The organism is Haliea sp. E1-2-M8 (assembly GCF_030649675.1).
Lineage (GTDB): Bacteria > Pseudomonadota > Gammaproteobacteria > Pseudomonadales > Halieaceae > Haliea.
On sequence record NZ_JAUTDR010000012.1, the window covers coordinates 128653 to 146221 of the forward strand.

At 68.2% G+C, this 17569-nt stretch carries 13 protein-coding genes and 1 other RNA gene; 6 read left to right on the forward strand and 8 right to left on the reverse strand.

Translation table 11 applies throughout. The annotated features are described in order from the left end of the window. Window positions 1-7 precede the first annotated feature (7 nt). The 7 genes from dnaX to Q6D67_RS12045 form a co-directional block, all read right to left on the reverse strand. Window positions 8-1792, reverse strand: coding sequence for a DNA polymerase III subunit gamma/tau (gene dnaX, locus Q6D67_RS12015; protein ID WP_304705851.1), 1785 nt, complete (start codon window positions 1790-1792; stop codon window positions 8-10). Between the two features lie 121 nt (window positions 1793-1913). Next, an RNA gene (gene ffs / locus Q6D67_RS12020) (signal recognition particle sRNA small type) lies at window positions 1914-2010 on the reverse strand. A 64-nt stretch (window positions 2011-2074) separates the two neighbouring features. Beyond that, window positions 2075-3382 (reverse strand): hypothetical protein, encoded by a 1308-nt coding sequence (locus tag Q6D67_RS12025; protein WP_304705852.1) that lies wholly within the window; start codon window positions 3380-3382, stop codon window positions 2075-2077. A gap of 21 nt (window positions 3383-3403) precedes the next feature. Next, window positions 3404-5089 carry a DnaJ domain-containing protein gene (locus Q6D67_RS12030; protein ID WP_304705853.1) on the reverse strand — a complete coding sequence of 562 codons (1686 nt, stop codon included), beginning with the start codon at window positions 5087-5089 and terminating at the stop codon, window positions 3404-3406. 15 nt (window positions 5090-5104) lie between these two features. Next, the gene (locus tag Q6D67_RS12035; RefSeq protein ID WP_304705854.1) at window positions 5105-7414 is read right to left on the reverse strand and encodes a polysaccharide biosynthesis tyrosine autokinase; all 2310 of its coding nucleotides are present in this window, start codon (window positions 7412-7414) and stop codon (window positions 5105-5107) included. An 18-nt stretch (window positions 7415-7432) separates the two neighbouring features. Continuing rightward, complete coding sequence (locus tag Q6D67_RS12040) at window positions 7433-8221, reverse strand: polysaccharide biosynthesis/export family protein (protein ID WP_304705855.1); 789 nt, start codon at window positions 8219-8221, stop codon at window positions 7433-7435. A 75-nt stretch (window positions 8222-8296) separates the two neighbouring features. Further along, window positions 8297-9775: an O-antigen ligase gene (locus Q6D67_RS12045; RefSeq protein ID WP_304705856.1), complete on the reverse strand. Its 1479-nt coding sequence runs from the start codon at window positions 9773-9775 to the stop codon at window positions 8297-8299. Window positions 9776-9891: 116 nt separating this feature from the next. Here Q6D67_RS12045 and Q6D67_RS12050 point away from each other — a divergent pair, with 116 nt between their 5' ends. From Q6D67_RS12050 to Q6D67_RS12075, 6 genes are read left to right on the forward strand one after another with little or no spacing between them, the layout of a single operon-like run. Continuing rightward, window positions 9892-10692, forward strand: coding sequence for a tyrosine-protein phosphatase (locus tag Q6D67_RS12050; protein ID WP_304705857.1), 801 nt, complete (start codon window positions 9892-9894; stop codon window positions 10690-10692). Window positions 10693-10745: 53 nt separating this feature from the next. Further along, a complete protein-coding gene (locus Q6D67_RS12055; RefSeq protein WP_304705858.1) occupies window positions 10746-11987 on the forward strand; it encodes a hypothetical protein in 1242 nt (413 codons plus the stop codon). Window positions 11988-12005: 18 nt separating this feature from the next. Then, the gene (locus tag Q6D67_RS12060; RefSeq protein ID WP_304705859.1) at window positions 12006-13436 is read left to right on the forward strand and encodes a hypothetical protein; all 1431 of its coding nucleotides are present in this window, start codon (window positions 12006-12008) and stop codon (window positions 13434-13436) included. Next, window positions 13433-14812: an undecaprenyl-phosphate glucose phosphotransferase gene (locus tag Q6D67_RS12065; protein WP_304705860.1), complete on the forward strand. Its 1380-nt coding sequence runs from the start codon at window positions 13433-13435 to the stop codon at window positions 14810-14812. The genes Q6D67_RS12060 and Q6D67_RS12065 overlap by 4 nt, the downstream gene beginning before the upstream one ends. Further along, window positions 14802-15794 carry a sulfotransferase gene (locus Q6D67_RS12070; protein WP_304705861.1) on the forward strand — a complete coding sequence of 331 codons (993 nt, stop codon included), beginning with the start codon at window positions 14802-14804 and terminating at the stop codon, window positions 15792-15794. The genes Q6D67_RS12065 and Q6D67_RS12070 overlap by 11 nt, the downstream gene beginning before the upstream one ends. Beyond that, complete coding sequence (locus Q6D67_RS12075; RefSeq protein WP_304705862.1) at window positions 15787-16590, forward strand: WecB/TagA/CpsF family glycosyltransferase; 804 nt, start codon at window positions 15787-15789, stop codon at window positions 16588-16590. The genes Q6D67_RS12070 and Q6D67_RS12075 overlap by 8 nt, the downstream gene beginning before the upstream one ends. On the opposite strand, the gene Q6D67_RS12080 is transcribed toward Q6D67_RS12075, so the two are convergent. Next, entirely contained in the window at window positions 16573-17565 is a 993-nt protein-coding gene (locus tag Q6D67_RS12080) for a glycosyltransferase (RefSeq protein WP_304705863.1), read from the reverse strand. The two genes, Q6D67_RS12075 and Q6D67_RS12080, sit on opposite strands and share 18 nt — an antisense overlap. Window positions 17566-17569 lie beyond the last annotated feature (4 nt).

A 17569-nucleotide genomic window follows, 5' to 3' on the forward strand; every position in this document is an offset into this window, starting at 1 on the left:
CGTCTCCTCAGGAATCCAGGGGGGTAATTGAGGCGCGGTCCAGCTCGCCGTCAAAGCGCTGGATCAGCTGCTGTAGCAGCGGATCGTGCTCGATGGCCTGCTCCGCCTCCAACTGCCGCTCCGCGGCCCTGCGCGCGCTGCGCTGAGCGGGGGTTTCCAGCTGCGGGCGGCCGGGCTCTATGGAAACTGACACCGGGGTGTCGAAGTAGTTCTGCAGCGCCAGGCGGATGCGGTCGGCGTGGCCGGGGTTGAACAGGGCCAGGTTGGTGTCGTCCAGCACGAATTGGAAGTCGCTGCCCTGCTGGGCCTGCAGGACGCAGTGGGAGGCGATGTTCTGCACGATGCCCGCGAGCCCCAGCTTCGCCAGCAGGTCCGGCCAGTCTTCGGGCGCCACCATTTGCGGCGCGGTGGCGCGGTCGATGCGGGGGGCTGGGGTTGCTGCGGCCGGCGGTGCAAAGGTGGACCTGACCCCATTTTCATGGTGGGCTGATGTTGTTGCGGCCGGCGGTGCGGGTTGGGCTTGTGGTGCGGGCCCGGCTGGCGCGGGCTCAGTGGAGGCTGCGGGGGTCGGGTCTGGTTTCGCCGCACCCTCGCCGACTGTCGCGCGCTCAGCCGGCGCGAAAGTGGACCTGACCCCTTTTTCCGAACCCGAGTCCGAGCGTTCGGCGGAAGACTCATTACTCCCGCCAGCGCCGGAATCCGGCAACAGCGCCGGGCGGAAGGCCAGCATCCGCAGCAGGGTCATTTCAAAGCCGCTGCGGGGGTCCGCGGCGTGGGGCAGGTCGCGTTTGCCGTTCAGGGCCATCTGGTAGAACAGCTGGACATCTTCCGCGGTCAGCTTGCCCGCCAGCGCCTCGATGCGCTCGGCGTCGCCGCGGCTGTTGTCGCGCAATTCGGGCAGCACCTGGGCCACGGTGATCCGGTGCAGCAGCGACTGCATCTCCTCAAGGCTGGATTCAAAATCCGGCGCGTGTTCGGCCATGTGCGCCACGGTTTCCAGCAGCGTCGCCGGCTCTCCCGCCGCGAGGGCGTCGAGCAACTGGTAGACAAAGCTCATGTCTACGGTGCCCAGCATGCTGCGCACTCCGGCTTCGGTGATGCTGCCGGAGCCGAAGGCGATGGCCTGGTCGGTGAGGCTCAGGGCGTCGCGCATGCTGCCATCCGCGGCGCGGCCGAGCAGCCACAGGGCCGGTTCCTCGAAGCGGATCATCTCCGCCTCCAGCACCTGGCCCAGGTGGCCGGCGATCTGCTCCGGCACCATGTTTTTCAGGTTGAACTGCAGGCAGCGCGACAGCACCGTGGCTGGCAGTTTCTGCGGATCCGTGGTCGCGAGCAGAAATTTTACGTGCGGCGGTGGCTCTTCCAGGGTTTTCAGCAGCGCGTTGAAACTGCTGTTGGAGAGCATGTGTACCTCGTCGATCAGGTACACCTTGTAGCGCGAGCGGGTGGGCGCGTACTGCACGTTTTCCAGCAGGTCGCGGGTATCCTCCACCTTGGTGCGGGAGGCGGCGTCGACTTCCAGCAGGTCCACGCTGCGGCCCTCGGCGATCTCGGTGCAGGAACTGCAGGTACCGCAGGGCTCGGAGCTGACGCCGGTTTCGCAATTGAGGCTCTTGGCGAGAATACGGGCGATGGTGGTCTTGCCGACGCCGCGAGTGCCGGTAAACAGGTAGGCATGGTGCAGGCGGTCGTGGTCCAGGGCGTTAACCAGCGCCTGCAAAACGTGTTCCTGGCCGACCATTTCACTGAAACGGCGGGGGCGCCACTTGCGGGCGAGAACCTGATAGGACATTAAACAGCGGCCTTGCGGAAAAGCGTAGAGGATACACCAACCCGGAAAAGGGGTCAGGTACATTTTCCGGCTCCGCCCACCGAATATAAAGGGTCAGGTCCACTTTTGGGGATAGAGGCAACCCGAGCAGCCACACCCCGGCACACGCATCAGTAACTACCGTTGCTCCCTTCCGGGCCTGGCGGGGTTTGCTACCTGGCATTGCGAGGGGACCACCCGGGTCACCAAGCGCAGCATTCTCCCCGAAACCCTCGCGGGCTGCAAGCGAAGTCGGTCAAGGGCTCAGTTGGCCAGCACCAGGCGCAGGTCGTCAAACCAGATGCCGCCATTGAACTCGTGGTCGACCTCGCGATTGCCGGCGGAGTACAGGCGCAGGATCTGCCCGGGGCAGTCGGCGGGCACTGCGACATTGAATTCGAAGCGGCGCCAGTCGCCGCTGCCGAGCAGCAGTTCGCTCTCCCCCAGCAGTTGGTTGCCGCCGCTGCTGCAATGCAGGCGCCACTGCAGGCCGCGCCGGGCCTGCAGGCCGTCGGGGCGCGCCAGGCCGGACACGGTGTATTCACCGGGGCCGAGGAATACCTGCTGATAGAGGTGGTTGAAGCGCGCCCGCTTGCCGCTGAACGTTACCCGCAGGGCCCGCTGGCCGACCACGCCATAGGTGGTGCCGGTGGCGATGCTGAAGCCGGCATTGCGCGGGGTGCTGCTGAACCAGCCGAAGCCGCTGTTGGCCAGGGGTCGCTCGAAGCTGCCGTTGAACACGTACCCGAGCTCCTGCAGCGCTCCCGCGTCGAGGCCGTTGACCCACTGCAAATAAGCCTCGCCGACCTGGCCATCGCGGCGCAGGCGCTGCAGCCAGGCTTCCCGCTCCCAGGCTTCCAGGGGAGCTACGGCCGCTGTCTGGCGCATGCCGACCAATGTGCCCAGGGTATCGGCGCTGGCCGCATCCCGGGCCACATGACGGATAAAGGCCTGCCACCAACCCGGCGGCTCACGAGTGTACGGCGCCAGAGCGGACTGCAGCTCGGGAGTCTCCGCCGCCAGCAATAGCAGCGGGAATACGTCGGCGGCCAGGCTGCGGTCCCCGGACAGGGCGGTGGCGAGATGCGCGATACCGCGCTTCACTTCGCCGCGTTCCAGCCAGTAGGCACCGATGGCGCGCTGCACCCGCGGGTCCACCGGCATCAGGCGATGGGCAGCGTCCATCATGTCATCCGCCAGCGCCTGTTCGCCCTGCCGGGCGCGCAAGCTGGCGAGGTCCACCAGCGGCCGGGCGTCCGCCGGGTTGCCCTCTACCGCCCGCTGCAGCCAGCTTTCGGCGGCGGCCCACTCACCGTCACGGATCAGCCAGCGGCCCATGAGGGCCTGGGCCCGGGGGTTATCCGGGCGCCACCAGAGCGCGCGCTCGACCGCGTCGCGGTCACCGGCGGCAGCCTGCTCCAGGTGATGCTCGGCCATGTTGATCGCCACGACCTGCCAGGCCAGCAATAACGCCAGTACCAGCAGCGCGCCACGCCAGACCGGCAGGGCGTGCCGCGGCGCCTCAGCGGCGGGCGGCGTAGGTTGCGGGCGGTAGGACTGTGCGTCGGGCAAGTGGATCTCCTGGTGGTGCTCTCAGTGGTAGTACAGCGCAACGATGGCGGGTCCGGCCGGAGTCTGCTCGACCTCCAGGGTGATCATCAACTCGCCGCTGGCGGGCTCGCCGCCGTCGAGCGGAACAGTGGTGACCCGGGCGGGACCGGTACCGCGGCTGTGGAACGGGCTGTGGTACTCCCACAGCATCTGGCCGAAGCGTATCTCCCGGGTTTCCGGGCGGGCGAAAAAGCCGCTGTAGAGATCGCGGATTGCAGCCCGGCCGCGGGCATCGGAGGTGTCCGCGTTTTCCGCGAACAGGGCGCTGAAATGCTGGGCATCGCCGGCTTCGTAGCTGCGGGCGAAGGCCGCCACCACCGCGCCTAGCTGGGCGCCGTCCAGGGCAGGCAGGCCCGGGGCTGGGGCTGGGGATGAATGGAGCTCCTCCTGGATTGCCGGGGGCTGCCCAACCGCTGGCGCGATTGCGGCTTGTGATGCGGGCACGGATTCGGCTTCGGGTGCGGGCTCTGCTACCGCGACCGTTTCGAACTCTAGCCCGGGATTGGGTTCGCTTAAGGGTGCTGGCCCCGGGTCCGGGTCCGACCTGGGCCCGGGCGCTGGCTCAGACACGGTCTCGGAAAACTGCGCCAGCCGCGGCAGCGCTGCGGACTTGGCCTTGGCCGCAGCGACCACTGATTCACCGGCCTTTGACTCGGGCAAGGACGACTGCCGGGTATCCTCGGGAGTCCGCACAATCGGTTCCGCGGCTGTGCTTGCTGCCGGCTGCCCCGCCTGCCGCCGGGGCCGCGTCGCCGCTCCGGGCCCCCGTACCGCGCTGGTAGCAGTGGCCAGGCGCTCACGCACCCGCTGTTCCAGTTCGGCGCTGGTGGCGCGGCGGGGGGCGGTTCGGGTGGCGGGGGCAGAGCGCGCCGAAGTGTCTCCCCCCTGCCCCGCGGCTGTACCCTCAACGCCCGGGAGCCGATCGGCCTCCGTTATCGGTCGCGTTTGCCTGGTGTCCGCTTTCCCGGACGCCCCCAGCGCCGGTTCGCGATCCGCTATCCGCAGCTCCTGCGGAGCGGGTTTGGCGATCAGCCACAGCAGCACCAGCAGCAGCGGCAGGCCGAACAGCAGACCCAGCACCAGGCGCGGCGACAGGCCCGCGAGGATGCCGGCCAAAGGCCGCGCGGCCGTCCGGGCACCTGCCGCGGATGCTCGCGCCGTGGCAGCGGTGCCGCTGTTGGCTTCCCTGCCCCGAGCCAATACTGCGTCGAAGGCATCCGGCGGTGGCAGGCCGGCGTCGTAGCTGCCGCGTTTGGCCGGGGTGCGGAGCTGGTTCCAGGCTTCGTTGATCGCCGGGGCATAGAGCGTTTCCCAGCCCTCACTGTCCAGGTCGCGGTCCGGGTGAAACAGGCGGATCAGGTAGTGGTAATGCTGGCGGATCAGCGCGCTGTCGGCATCGCGAGCCACCCCGAGGGTGCGGTAGTAGTCACCGCGGGCTTCCAGCAGGGCCTGCTTGATAAAAAAGATGACCGCGGCGTGGCACTCCTGCGGGCTACTGCCGAGGCGCGCGGCGGTGTCGTCGATCTGCTCCGGGGCCAGGGCGTGAGCGTGGGCCGCCAGCAGTTCGGTCACCCCCGCCGGCAGGGGCACCCGTGCATCGCGCAACTGCGCGTACTGCCCCGGGGCGCGATAGAAGGCCAGCGCCGTCGGTAACAGCTCGGGAATCATGCCCGCCAAACCGCGTCAGGCGCGACGGGGCGCCGCCGCCTCGTCATTCGCAGCCGCCACCTGTTCCGGCGTGGCCCCGTAGCTGTAGCTGTACTGGTAGTCGTAGCCGTAGCCGTAGCTGCTCTTGGACATGTCGAACTTGGTCATTACCGCCCCCAATACGTTGGCGCGGGAGTGGCGCAGGCGCTTCAGCGCCGCTTCCACCGCGCCCTGACGGGTGCTGTTGGCCTGCACCACCAGCAGGGTGGCCTGGGCCACATCGCCGAGAATCAGCGCGTCCGCCAGCCCCAGCAGGGGTGGGCTGTCGATGATCACGTAGTCGAAGCGCTTGGCCCCCAGGCTGGCCAGGTCTATCATCCGGGCGCCGTGCAGCAGTTCGGCCGGGTTCGGCGGAATGGGCCCGCTGCTCATCAGGAACAGGCCCTTGACCCCGGTGGGCTGGGTCACCTCCGCCGGGTCTGCGGCACCGGACAGGTAATTGCTGAGCCCCTTGTGGTTGGGCACGTCGAAGGCTTTGTGCAGGCTGGGGTTGCGCAGGTCGGCATCAATCAGCAGCACGTTGGCGCCGGTCTGGCACAGGTTGATGGCCGCACTGACCGCGGTGGTGGTCTTGCCCTCCCCGGCGCTGGCACTGGTCACATGCAGCACCCTGGGTACGCCCTCGGCGGTGCTGAAGCTCAGCGCCGTGCGCATGGAGCGGTAGGCCTCGGCAAAGGCCGAGGTGGGCTGATGGAAGGCCAGTAGCGCGGCCCCCGCCCCGCGCAGTTCCCGCTCCGGGACCTTGGGAATCACCCCGAGCACCGGTTTGCCGAGCAGTTTCTCCAGCTCCGGACTGCTTTTCAAGGTGTCATCCAGCAGTTCGAACAGGAAGGCGAGCCCGACCCCCGCGAACAGCCCCAGGACCAGCGCCAGGGCAATGCTGCGTTTGATATTGGGGCTGTAGGGTCCACGCGGCACCGCGGCCGCATCCACCACCGAAATATTGTTGTTGGCGATGCCGGCTGCCACGCCCACTTCCTTCATCCGCTGCAGCAAGCCGTCGTAGAGTTCGCGGTTGGTGTCGACTTCACGCTTCAGGGTGGTGAAGTCGGTGCTGCTCTCCTCCAGCTGCAGGATTTCCTCGCGGGTGGCGGCGATGCTCTCCTGCAGCTTTACCTCGTCGCGCAGGCGGGTCTGGAATTCCACCCGGATGCTGTCGCGGATGTTGGCCACCTCGCGCTCTATTTCCGCGTCCACTTCCTCGATCTTGCTCGCCAACTGCACCATGGCCGGGTAGTCGGGCTTGAACAGGCGTGCCAGTTCGCTGCGTTCCGTTTGCAGGGCCACCTTGCGCTTTTTCAGTTCCTGGATGACCTGGCTTTCCAGCATCTGCGGCATGCTGTCCAGGTCCGCCGCGAGCATTTCCTGGTAGCGGGACTCGGCGCTGATGCGCTCGCTCTCCGCCGTCACCTGGGCGCTGCTGAGGGAGCGCAACTTGTCGGTCAGGGTGCCCAGCTTGTCCTCGGTGCTGACGATACCGCGGGCCTGGGTGTATTCCAGGAACACCCGCTCGGAGTCCTCGAGGTCCGCCCGCACCTGCTTGATGCGCTCATCGAGGAAGCTCTTGGCGTAGGTGGAGGCCTCGAAGCGGCGCTCCAGGTTCATGTCCACGTAGGCCCCGGCCAGGGTGTTGACCACCAGCGCCGCCTCGCGGGGGTCGGGGCTGGTGTAATGCAGGCGCACCAGGCGGGAGTTGCGCACCGGTTCCACGGTCAGGTTGGAGAGGAAGCGGCCCTCCAGATTGGGGGCCTGTGCCGGTTCCGGTTCGGCGCTGGTAGCGGTGTCGGGCGCCGCACCAAACAGACCGCCGAGCATGGCCTTGAACCCGTCCAGGGGGCCGGCCTCGGCTTCGGTTTCGGCGGCCACCGGCGGCTGCAGGCCCAACTGGTCGATAACCCGGCGCGCCAGGTTGCGGCTCTGCAGCAGCTCGTACTGGGTCTCGTAGAAATCGCGGCTGCCGGACTCGGATGCCACCACGTCCTCGAATTCGACGATATTGCTGGATTCGCGCTCAATCTGCACCGTGGTGCTGGCGCGGAAGATCGGCGTCTGCATCGCGGTGTACACGGTGCCCGCCACCACGATGACCAGCGCGGTCACCAGCACGGTCCAGCGCCGGCGCACCAGCATGGCCCAAAGCTCGCGCAGGTCGATGACTTCGTCATCCCGCTCTACCGCGGCGTTCTGCAGGTTTTCCTCATAGCGGGCGAGCTGCTTGCGCATCTCCGCGATTACCAGCTGGTGATCCGGGGCGACAGGCTCGTTGCGGGGTGTGTCTGAACTCATCTCAAGTGTACTGCCGTGTTAGTACTGGCGATAACCGCCGAAGCCCGGGATCCCGATGGAGAAGCCGCGCATGAAACTGGAGAGACCGGATTCGGGGACCATGATGCGGTCGCTGCCGATCACTTCGGGGTCGCCCTTGATGCCGGCGATGATCTCATCCAGGTTGATCAGGTAGCCATAGACATCCCCCGAGGGCTCCTGCCGGAATACCACCACCTCCTCTTCGTTGGCCACGCGGGTGGGGCCGCCGCCCATGGCAATGACCTGCAACAGGGTGGTGGGGCCCGTGAGCGGATAGACTCCGGGCCTTACCACCTGTCCCAGCAGGGTGATCTGCTGGCTGGCGTGGACGCTGACGTCGACGCTGATCTGCGGGTCCTGCAGATAGTCGGCGCTGTAGAGCGTCACCAGCAGATCCTCCACCTGCTGGGCGGAGAGCCCGGCCACATCCACCGCGCCCAGCAGGGGCATGCGGATCTGGCCGCGGGAGTTCACCACCCGGGTGCCGGAGAGATCCGGTATCTGGAATACGGTGATGTCGAGTTCGTCGGAGGGCCCCAGTACATAGTCAAACTCGCTCAGGTTCAGGGGCGCGGCGCTGGCGGTGGGGGAATCGGGCAGGGCCTGGTCGGTGCGCGCCCACAATGCTTCGTCGACGTTGCTGCCGCGCAGGGGCGCGAGGCTGCCGCCCTGCCCCGCCGCGGCGGGCCCGGGCACCACATTGGGCTGCGGTTTGTTGCCGCCACAGCCACTTGCTACCAGCAGCAGGGTCAGCAAAAGCAGGCGCGGAATGCCGTAGTTCAGCATGGTTACTCTCGTGGTTTTAGATAGCCGCGGATTATGCCACATTGCACTGTCTTCACTGAGGAAAAACCCGGCTTTTCAGGAATTCATGAAGGGGTTGGTCGCCGCCGGGTTGGGCGGCGGCAGGCTCACGGCCCGGGGGTCGGGTGCCTCGCGGCGCGTCGTGCTCCGGCTGCGCTGCACCACGGGTTCCTCATACTCCTGCAGGAACACCGCCGCCAGCAGGGCAAAGGCCGCCATATTGGCCGGCACGAACAGATTGTAGTCCACCAGTTCGTGCAACAGCATCAGGCCCAGGCCCAGCCCCGTGCCTACCTGCAGGTAGCGGAAATCGCCCCAGTGCCCGGCGCGCCAGAGCGCGGGCCAGCGCTGCAGGAACAGGAACAGCCCCAGCCCGATCAGCAGCAGCGCCGGCAGGCCGCCGTCGTAGACCCACTCCAGAAAGCCGTTGTGGGCCTGGTTGATCAAATAACTGGCCTGGCTCAGGTGCTGCCAGGGGAAAAAACTCTCCTGGAATACCCCCGGCCCCAGCCCCAGCGGGAAGCTGTTGCGGATGGCATCCAGCGCCCCGGTGAAAATGGTGAAGCGGCCGTCGCTGACCGGGTCCGAGACTGCAAAGCGCTGCCACACGGGGGCCAGGCCGATGGCCACCGCCAGCCCCACCGCTACCGACAGCAGGCTGCCGATCAGGCTGACGCTGGTCTTGCCGCCGCCGATACGGCGCGCCAGCAGCACGGAAACCAGGCCCACGCCCAGCATGGTGAGGCCGATCCCTGCCCGGGAGCGGCTGAAGACGACCCCGAGAATCAGCAGCAGTGCAAGGGCGCCGAACAGGAAGGCCTGGTGCCCCTTGAGGCTGGACCAGAACAGCAGGCGCTGGCGAATCGGCGAAGGCCCCCGCGGCCGGTGCCGGCCCAGGGTGGCCATGTACAGGGCCAGGCAGGGCATCAGCAGCAGGTAGAGAAAGCCGGCGAAATTGTTGCGGCTGGTGTAGGTGCCGGCGGCGTTACCGGCGTTGGCGTGGTCAGTGGCGATCATTGCGGGCCCGCCGATGCCGGCGCCGTACTGCACCAGGCCGAGAAACGCCTGCAGGGCGGCCATGCCCAGCAGCAGAAACACCAGTTGCTGCTGGCGCTTGTGGCGCAACTGGATGGCGGCGAGAAATACCGCCACCGGCAGCAGCAGCTTGAGGAAGCCGGCCCCGGTCTCCCCCGGCACCAGGGAGATCCCGCCCCAGCCCCCGCTCTCGCCCTTCAGCGCCAGGGAGGTGGCGAGCTCGTAGGTTTCCCGCCCCGGCAGCATGGAGGCCAGCAGAGCGGGCAGCGGAATCAGGTAGAGCACGGGCAGTGTCACGATTCCCCCCAGGAAAAGCTGCTGTAGCCGCGGCAGTTGCAGCCAGAACCTCGGATCCCACAGGGCCAGAACCAGCAGCGCCAGGGCCAGCAGCTCCAGCAGCAGCAGGGCCAGCGGCGTATTGCCGCTACGCAGCAGTGGCGCCAGCAACAGGGTGGCGGCCAGCAGCCACAGCAGCAGCGTCGAGCGGGTCAGGTTGGGCACGGTGCTCACTTGCTTGAAAACGGGCCGCCAGTGTACCAGCCTGACCCCCGCCCGCAACGCGGGCCGTGCTTGCGCCGGGCACCCGCCGCCAGTACCCTCTCGCACCTGGAGGATCCATGATTGACCTGCACTGCCACATGCTCCCCGGCATCGACGACGGTGCCCGCGATCTCGCCAGCGCTCTGGACATGGCGCGGCTGGCGGTGGCCGATGGCATTCGCCACACGGTCTGCACCCCGCACATCTACCCCGGCCTGTACGAAAACACCGTGCCCGGTATCGCGGCGGCAACCCGTGCCTTTCGGGCGGAGCTGGAAAACGCCGGGATTCCGTTGACCGTCAGCTACGGCGCCGACATCCAGATTGTCCCGGAGCTGGTGGCGGGGCTGCAGGGCGGCGCATTGCCCACCCTCCACGGCAGCCGCTATTTCCTGTTCGAACCGCCCCACCACATCCAGCCCCCGGGCATGCTGGAGCTGATCCACAGCGCGGTGGCCGCGGGTTATGTGCCGGTCATCACCCACCCCGAGCGTCTGACCTGGGCCGAAGGCGCCTATACCCAGTTCGCGGAAGCCGCGCGCCTCGGTGCCTGGATCCAGCTCACCGGCGGCAGCCTGCTGGGAGTGTGGGGGCCGCGGGTCAAGGCGTTTAGCGAGCGCTTTCTGGCCGACGGCATTACCCACCTGGTCGCCAGCGACGGCCACAATCAAAGCAACCGCAGCCCTACCCTGGGCCCGGCGCGGGCAGTGCTGGTAGAGCTGGTGGGTGAAGCCGAGGCCCACAGGCTGGTGAGCCAGCGCCCGGCGGCGGTACTGGCGGATGCCGCTCCGGTGGAGGTGGCGCCGCCAAACCCGGCAGCGCCCGCGCCCAGGCGGCGCTGGTGGTGGTTTGGGGGAACCACACAAGACAGCCTGTGATACCCTCTTCGTAAAAATAGCTCCATCGAATCTACAGCGTCCAAACGGGGAAAATGCAGCAGGAACTCCGCCTACAGTGGCTTTTCGGTGCCCTACAGGGGGTCGCGGCCACCGCGGCGGCTGTTGTGCTGCTGTGGGCCATGTTGCCGGCTGTCTACCCCCCCGATGCGCCGGCGGCGTCCGATGCGGCACTGGTGCTGCCGGGCAGGGAATTTGCAGCCGTGGTCGCCGCCCGCGCCGCTGCCGAGGGCGACAGCATGGTGGTGCAGGCCATGCAGCCAGCGGAGCGCGGGGAGCAACAGATTGGCGAAGCGGTCTGGCGCCTGGAACAGCCCGGGCTCAGCGCGGATGACCTCGCGCAACTGCGCCTGGAGCTGGAAGGCGTGCAGCCCGGTCAGGAGGTGGTGCTGTTCTGGCGCTCAGCCCTTGCCCCCGAGCAATTGCACTACGCGGAGTTGGGGCACGGTCCCGCTGGCGTCAGCTGGCTGAACCTGGGGCAGCTCGATACCTGGCAGGGCCAACTGCTGGAACTGGCCGTGGGAGTGTTTGGCGAGCCCGGGCCGGAGCCCCTGCGTCTGCGGGAACTGGATTTCGGCGGCTATAACCGCTATGACGCAGCGCAGCGCGTATTCGCGGAGTGGCGGCGCTTCCAGCCCTGGCAGCAATCATCCGCCAACTGGTACGCCGGTGTGCCCGGCGCGGCACTCATCCGGCCCGCAGCCGCGGCCGGACTCTGGGCGGCGGTGGCACTGGTGCTGGTGCTTGGCTGGCATCTCTGGCGCCGCGGTCCGCGCGGCACGCTGGTGGTTGCCGGGCTGTGGGCGCTGCTGATTCCCTGGCTGGCGCTGGACTACCTCTGGCAGGTACAGCTGGAGCGGCAATTGCAGGAGACCCGCGCCCAATTCGGCGCCCTGAGCCAGGCGGAAAAACACGAACGCGCGATCGACGCCGACCTGCAGCGCTATGCGCTACACCTGCAGCAGATCCTGCAGCCCCTGCGCCACCAGCGCCTGTTCCTGCTGCACGAGGCGAACCAGGGGCACAACTTCACCCGCCTGCGCCTGCAGTTCAGGCTGCTGCCGCTGAACATCTACAACTACGGCAATACCCTGGTGGCCCCGGAGCATCTGCGCCCCAGTGACCTGGTGCTGCTGCTCAAACCCGTAGCCGGAGTACGCTACGACCCGGCCCGCGGGCTGCTCGACGACGGTGCGCAGCAGGTGGCGGCCACCCTGCTGGACACGCACCCGCTCGGCAGCCTGTATCGCATTGCGGAGCCCGGCCATGCGCAGTAAACCGCGGAGGCGCCGCTAATGCCCCTGCTCGAAGGCCTGCACCCCGTGGGGCTGGCGCTGGCCACCCTGCTGCCCTGGCTGGCGGGCTGCGGTGCGGTCCGTTGCTGGCTGGGGCCAGTGCCGACCACCCTGCTGCTGGGCCACGGCTATCTGCTCGGGCAATTGCTCGCGGTGCTGTTATTGCTGACCTGGGACGCGCTGGGCTTCACCCTTGCCTGGTGGCCGCTGGCCACTGCCCTGGCAGCGTTCGGCGCTGGCCTGTGGGCGCTCAGCCTGCGGCGCCACCCTGCCCACTGGCGCCCCACTGTCTGTTTAAGTCCCGCGGACCTGCTGTGGCTGCTGCCCCTGGCCTGGTTCCTCTGGAGCCGGGGTTCGGTGCTGGTGGCAGAGCTGGCGCTGCGCCCGCTGTTTGCCTGGGATGCGTGGATGAACTGGGTGCCGCGGGCGGTGGTCTGGTTCGAACACGGCAGCCTGACCGAGTTTGTCCTGCCCCCGGCCTGGCTGGCGGCCGCGCCCGGCAGCGAACTCTATACCCTGGGCAACTGGCGGGCGGGTGCCTATCCGCCGGGCGTGCCGCTGCTGCTGCTGTGGCAGATGCTGGGCGCCGGGACCTTCGACCACACCCTGCTGTACCTGCCCTGGCTGCTGCTGGCCGCTGCCTGCGCGCTGGCGCTGTGGGGCCACCTGCGGCTGGTCGGCCTGGGGCGGGTGCCCACGGCCATCGCAGTCTACCTTTTGTTGAGCATGCCCCTGCTGACTACCCATGCGGTGCTGCCCGGATATGCGGACCTCTGGCTGGGGGTGTGCTTCACCCTGGGGGCGATGGCGCTGGCCCAGTGGCAGCACAGCGGCGAGCGGCGCTACGCGGGTCTGGCCCTGGCGCTGGCGCTGTTCTGTACCCTGCTGAAGACACCCGGTACGGGGTTTGCCCTGCTGCTGGTGTTGGCTACGCTGCTGTTCTGGTGGCGGCCCCCCGCGGCCTGGGTGCGTGCGACTGTGCTGGGCGGGCTGCTGCTGTTGCTGGCGGGCCTGCTGGCGGGGTTGAACCCGGAGCTGGTGCGCTATCTGCAGGAGCAGCCGGTGCTGGCGCTGCCCGGGCACCTGCCGGCGCTGAAACTGCAGCTCAGCCCCCTGCTCCCCTACCTGGGGCAGACATTTTTCGTCTACGACAACTGGCACCTGCTGGGTGTGCTGCTCCTCGCCGCCCTGCTGGCGCGGGTGCTTGCCTGCGGCCCCGCCAGCCTCAACAGCATCGCCCTGCTGTTGCTGACCGGCGGCGCGGTCGTACTGGCGCTGGTCTTCGGCTTCACCCAGTACGGCCAGCGCCTGGAACAGGGCATCACCTTCCACCGCAGCTTCCTCTACCTGACGCCGCTGGCGGTATTTGTCGCCTTCGCCTGCCTGCAGCCGCTGCTGCCCCGGGCCGCCGCTGGCAGGGCACAGGAATGAGTGCGCAGCGCCAGCCCAATCCCGAGCTGGGCCGCTTTGGCCCCCTGCTCGATGCCGCGGCGATACTGCTGGCTGGCTATGGCTCCTGGTGGCTGCGCTGGTCGCGCCCGGAAGTTGCCTCACACTATCTGCTGGCGCTGCTGTTTGGCCTGTGTCTGGCGCTGGTGCTGCTGCCCGCGGCCCGCGCCTACCGCACGCCACTCTGGTGGCACCCGCTGCGCGGCGTGCTGGCGGCGGCACCGGGGCTGGTGGCACTGTTCGGGGCACTGATGCTGATCGCCACCCTGACCAAGACCAGCGCCGATTTTTCCCGCCTGTGGATGGCCGGCTGGGTGCTGCTCAGCCTGCCGCTGATGAGCGGCTGGCGCTTCCTGCTGGGCCACTTCGGCCGTGCCTCGGGGCGGCGGGTGCTGCTGCTGGGCAGCGGCGCGCTGGCGCGGGAGACTGCCCAACAGCTCAGCTTGAGTGGTGGACCGGCGGCAGTGGCCGGCTGTGTGCGTCTGCCCGGAGAGGCGCCCTCCAGATCGCCCGTGCTGCACTGCCTGGGCACCCTGGCGGAGCTGGAGGCAATCCTGGCGGCGGCGGAGCCCGCGGTAACCGAACTCTGGCTGGCGCCGGACCAGCCCCCGGGGCGCGATGATGACGCCCTGCTCACCCGGCTGCGGCTCTACAGCCTGCCGGTGTGCTATGTGCCGGACCTGAGCATGCTGAACCTGCTCAACCAGCGCGCCAGTGAGGTAGACGGCGTTACCGTTATTGCGCTCAACGCCACGCCGCTGGACGGCCCCGACGCCTGGCTCAAGAGTCTTATGGATATCTCCCTGGCGCTATTGCTGCTGCTCCTGCTGGCGCCCCTGCTGCTGCTGGTCGCCCTGCTGGTGCGCCTCGACAGCCCCGGGCCGGTGCTGTATCGGCAGCTGCGCCATGGCAGCGGCGGCCAGCTGATCGAGGTGCTGAAGTTCCGCACCATGAGCGACGGCGCGCCGAGCGATTCCTTCAGCCAGGCCCGCCGCGATGACTCGCGGGTAACCCGCAGCGGGCGGTTCCTGCGCCGCAGTAGCCTGGATGAACTGCCACAACTGCTGAACGTGCTGCGCGGGGACATGTCCCTGGTGGGGCCGCGGCCGCACCCGGTGGCGCTGAACGAGGAATACGCGGCCAAGCTGGCCGCCTACATGCAGCGGCACCGGGTCAAACCCGGCATTACCGGCTGGGCCCAGATCAACGGCTACCGCGGGGAAACCGACACCCTGGAAAAAATGCAAAAACGCCTGCAGCATGATCTCTACTACATCGAGCACTGGTCCCCGGGGCTGGACCTGCAGATTCTCGCCAAAACGGCCCTGCTGGGCTGGACCGGTGCCAATGCCTACTGAGCCGCTATCTCCCGAGCCCCTGGTTGATGAACCCTTAACTGGTGAGCCACTACCTGCTGAGCCACGGGCCGCTGCAGCCAGGCGCCCGAACCTGTTCCTGGTGGGCGCGCAGAAAAGCGCCACCACCACCCTGGCGGTGATGCTGGCCAGCCACCCCGAGGTCGCCATGGCGACGCCCAAGGAGCCGGGCTTTCTGGCCTTTGGCGAGCAGGGCTATACCTGCCGCGATGGCCACGGCGCAGCCACTGCGGCCAGCGGCTGGGTGCTGCGTTCCGAGCGGGACTACCTGGCCCTGTGGCAGGGAGCGCCGGCCCGGGCCCGGGTGCTGGGGGAAGCCAGCACCTGGTATTTGTCCGAGCCGGGCTGTGCGGAAAAGCTGCAGGCCTTCAACTCCGACGCCCGGATTGTGATGCTCCTGCGCCAGCCTGCGGACCGCGCCTATTCCGCCTGGTGCCACGCCCTGCGCGATAAAGAGGAGCCCTGCGCCCGGTTCGAGGATGCGCTGGCCGCAGAGGCAGAGCGGGTGCAGCCCTCGCACCTGCTGCGCTACCGGGAGCTGGGGCACTATGCCCGCTATCTGCGCCGCTACCGGCAGGTGTTTGGGCCCGAGCGGGTGCTGGTGCTGTTCTACGAGGACCTGCTCCACCAGCCCGAGACACTGTGGCGCCAGTGCTGCGAGTTTTTGCAGATCAGCCACACACAGGCACCGGCAGCGCACCGGCAGAATCGCTCCGGCATGCCGCGCAGCCAGCTGCTGCACAAGCTGCTGCGCTCGGAGCGATTCAAGCGCCGCGTCAAGCAGCTACTGCCGCTGTCGTTTGTGGCCCGGGTCAAGGGGCAGCTGGATGCGGTGAACCTGGCGTGGCTGCCGCCGATTCCGCCAGAAACCCGCCGCCAACTGACCCGGGAATTCGCCGCGGAAATCCGCGAACTCGAACGCCTGACCGGGCGCGATCTGCAGCACTGGCTGGGCGATGCCTGAATTACGCATGCTGGACAGCGCCCTCGCCGGCCCGGCCCTGCGCCGGTTCGCCGGCTGCGCGCTGCAGCCGCAGAGCCTGCAGGCGCTGCTGCAGAAGCTGTTGCCGCGGCTGACTGCGGGCGCTGCACCCCTGCTGGTGGGCCACCACAACCTGTACAGCCTGTATCTGCAGCAGCGGGACCCGGAGGTGGCGGCGTTTTACCGGCAGTGCGACAGCTGCTATGTGGATGGGGTGCCGGTGCTGTGGCTGCTGCGTGCGGCCGGCATCGACATACGCGGGGCGCAGCGCTTCTCGTTCATGGATTGCCTGCCGGAACTGCTGGACTTCGCCCAGACCGGGAAACTGCGGGTGTTTTACCTGGGTTCGGAAGACGCCGCCATCGAGCGCGCGCAGGGCTGGGTGGCGAAGGGCTGGCCGCAGCTGGAGATCGCCTGGCAGCACGGCTACAGCAAGGACGAGGCCGCGGTGGTGGCCGCGATCAATGCCTTCAGGCCGCAGCTGCTGCTGGTGGGCATGGGCATGCCGAAGCAGGAACAGTGGATCCTGCGCCACCGGGCGCAGCTACAGGCCGGCGCCATTTTCCAGGCCGGCGGTACCCTGGACTACTACACCGGTTTGCAGGCGCAGCCGCCCGCGGGCCTGAGCCGGCTGGGGCTGGCCTGGCTGTACCGCTTGCTGCACGACCCGAAACGGCTCTGGCGGCGCTATCTGCTGACACCCTGGGCGCTGCTACGCCCGACCCTGCGCCTGCGGCGGGAACTGCGTGCGGAACGGCGGCTACAGCGCGCAGCGTAGCGCACGCAGCAGTGCGCCGGCCTTGCCCAGCAGCGAGCCCCGTGCCATGACGATGGCCCGGCCGTAATTGCGCACCATGGTCAGGCGGCGGCGCAACCGGAGCGGGCGACTGCGCTGACCCATCTCCGCCACCACCTCGGCCAGCTCGGGGCGGCGCTGCAAGCCTAGCGCCGTGCGGGCGAGCCGGACAATCTGCCGGCTGCGTTGCCAGCGCAGGTACAGCCGCCCCGGCCTGCCGATGCTGGCAAAGGCGTTGCTGCGGTGAATGCGGTAGAAAAATCCGGGCGTTGCCGAATGGTACTTGCGGCACCCCGCCACCGAGGAAGCGCGGACGATAATGCCATCCCCGGACAGGCGCGCCGCGGTGTGCGAGTGCCGGGGAATACCCAGCCAGCGGGCGATGCGGGTGCTCACAGGCATCTGGTCGGGGAGGTTTTCACGCACGGCCAGAAGGCGCCGGGCCAGGCTGCGCCGCAGTGCCAACCCAGAGGTCGGGGCGCCGACATATTCACCGCCTGACACGGTACTCCAGCGGGACGTGCCGGTGGGACCTTCCGGCAAGGCCATGTCGGCGAGCATGCGCCTTATCCCGCGGACACTGGCTGAGGATTCGCCCCCAACCTGCGCTGCACAGAAGAACAGCTCGATGTCGGGCCAGGCCCCGGCGAGCGCGCGCAGGCGCTGCAGATAGCCGGGCAGAAAGTAGTCGTCGCTGTCGAGCAACAGGCAGAGATCACCGCGGGCGGCCTCCAGGCCATTGCACAGGGCCGCGAGCTGGCCCTGGTTGGCCTGCTGCAAAACTGTTACCTGTGGCAGGCGTGCGTACGCGGCGAGAATCTCCGGCGAGGCATCAGTGGAGCCGTCGTCGACAACAATCAGCTCATCATCCGGCGCCAGTTGCGGCAGCACTGAATCAAGTGCTTCGCGCAGGTAGCGCGCATAGTTGAAGTTGTCCACTACCACCGACAGACGCACGGTA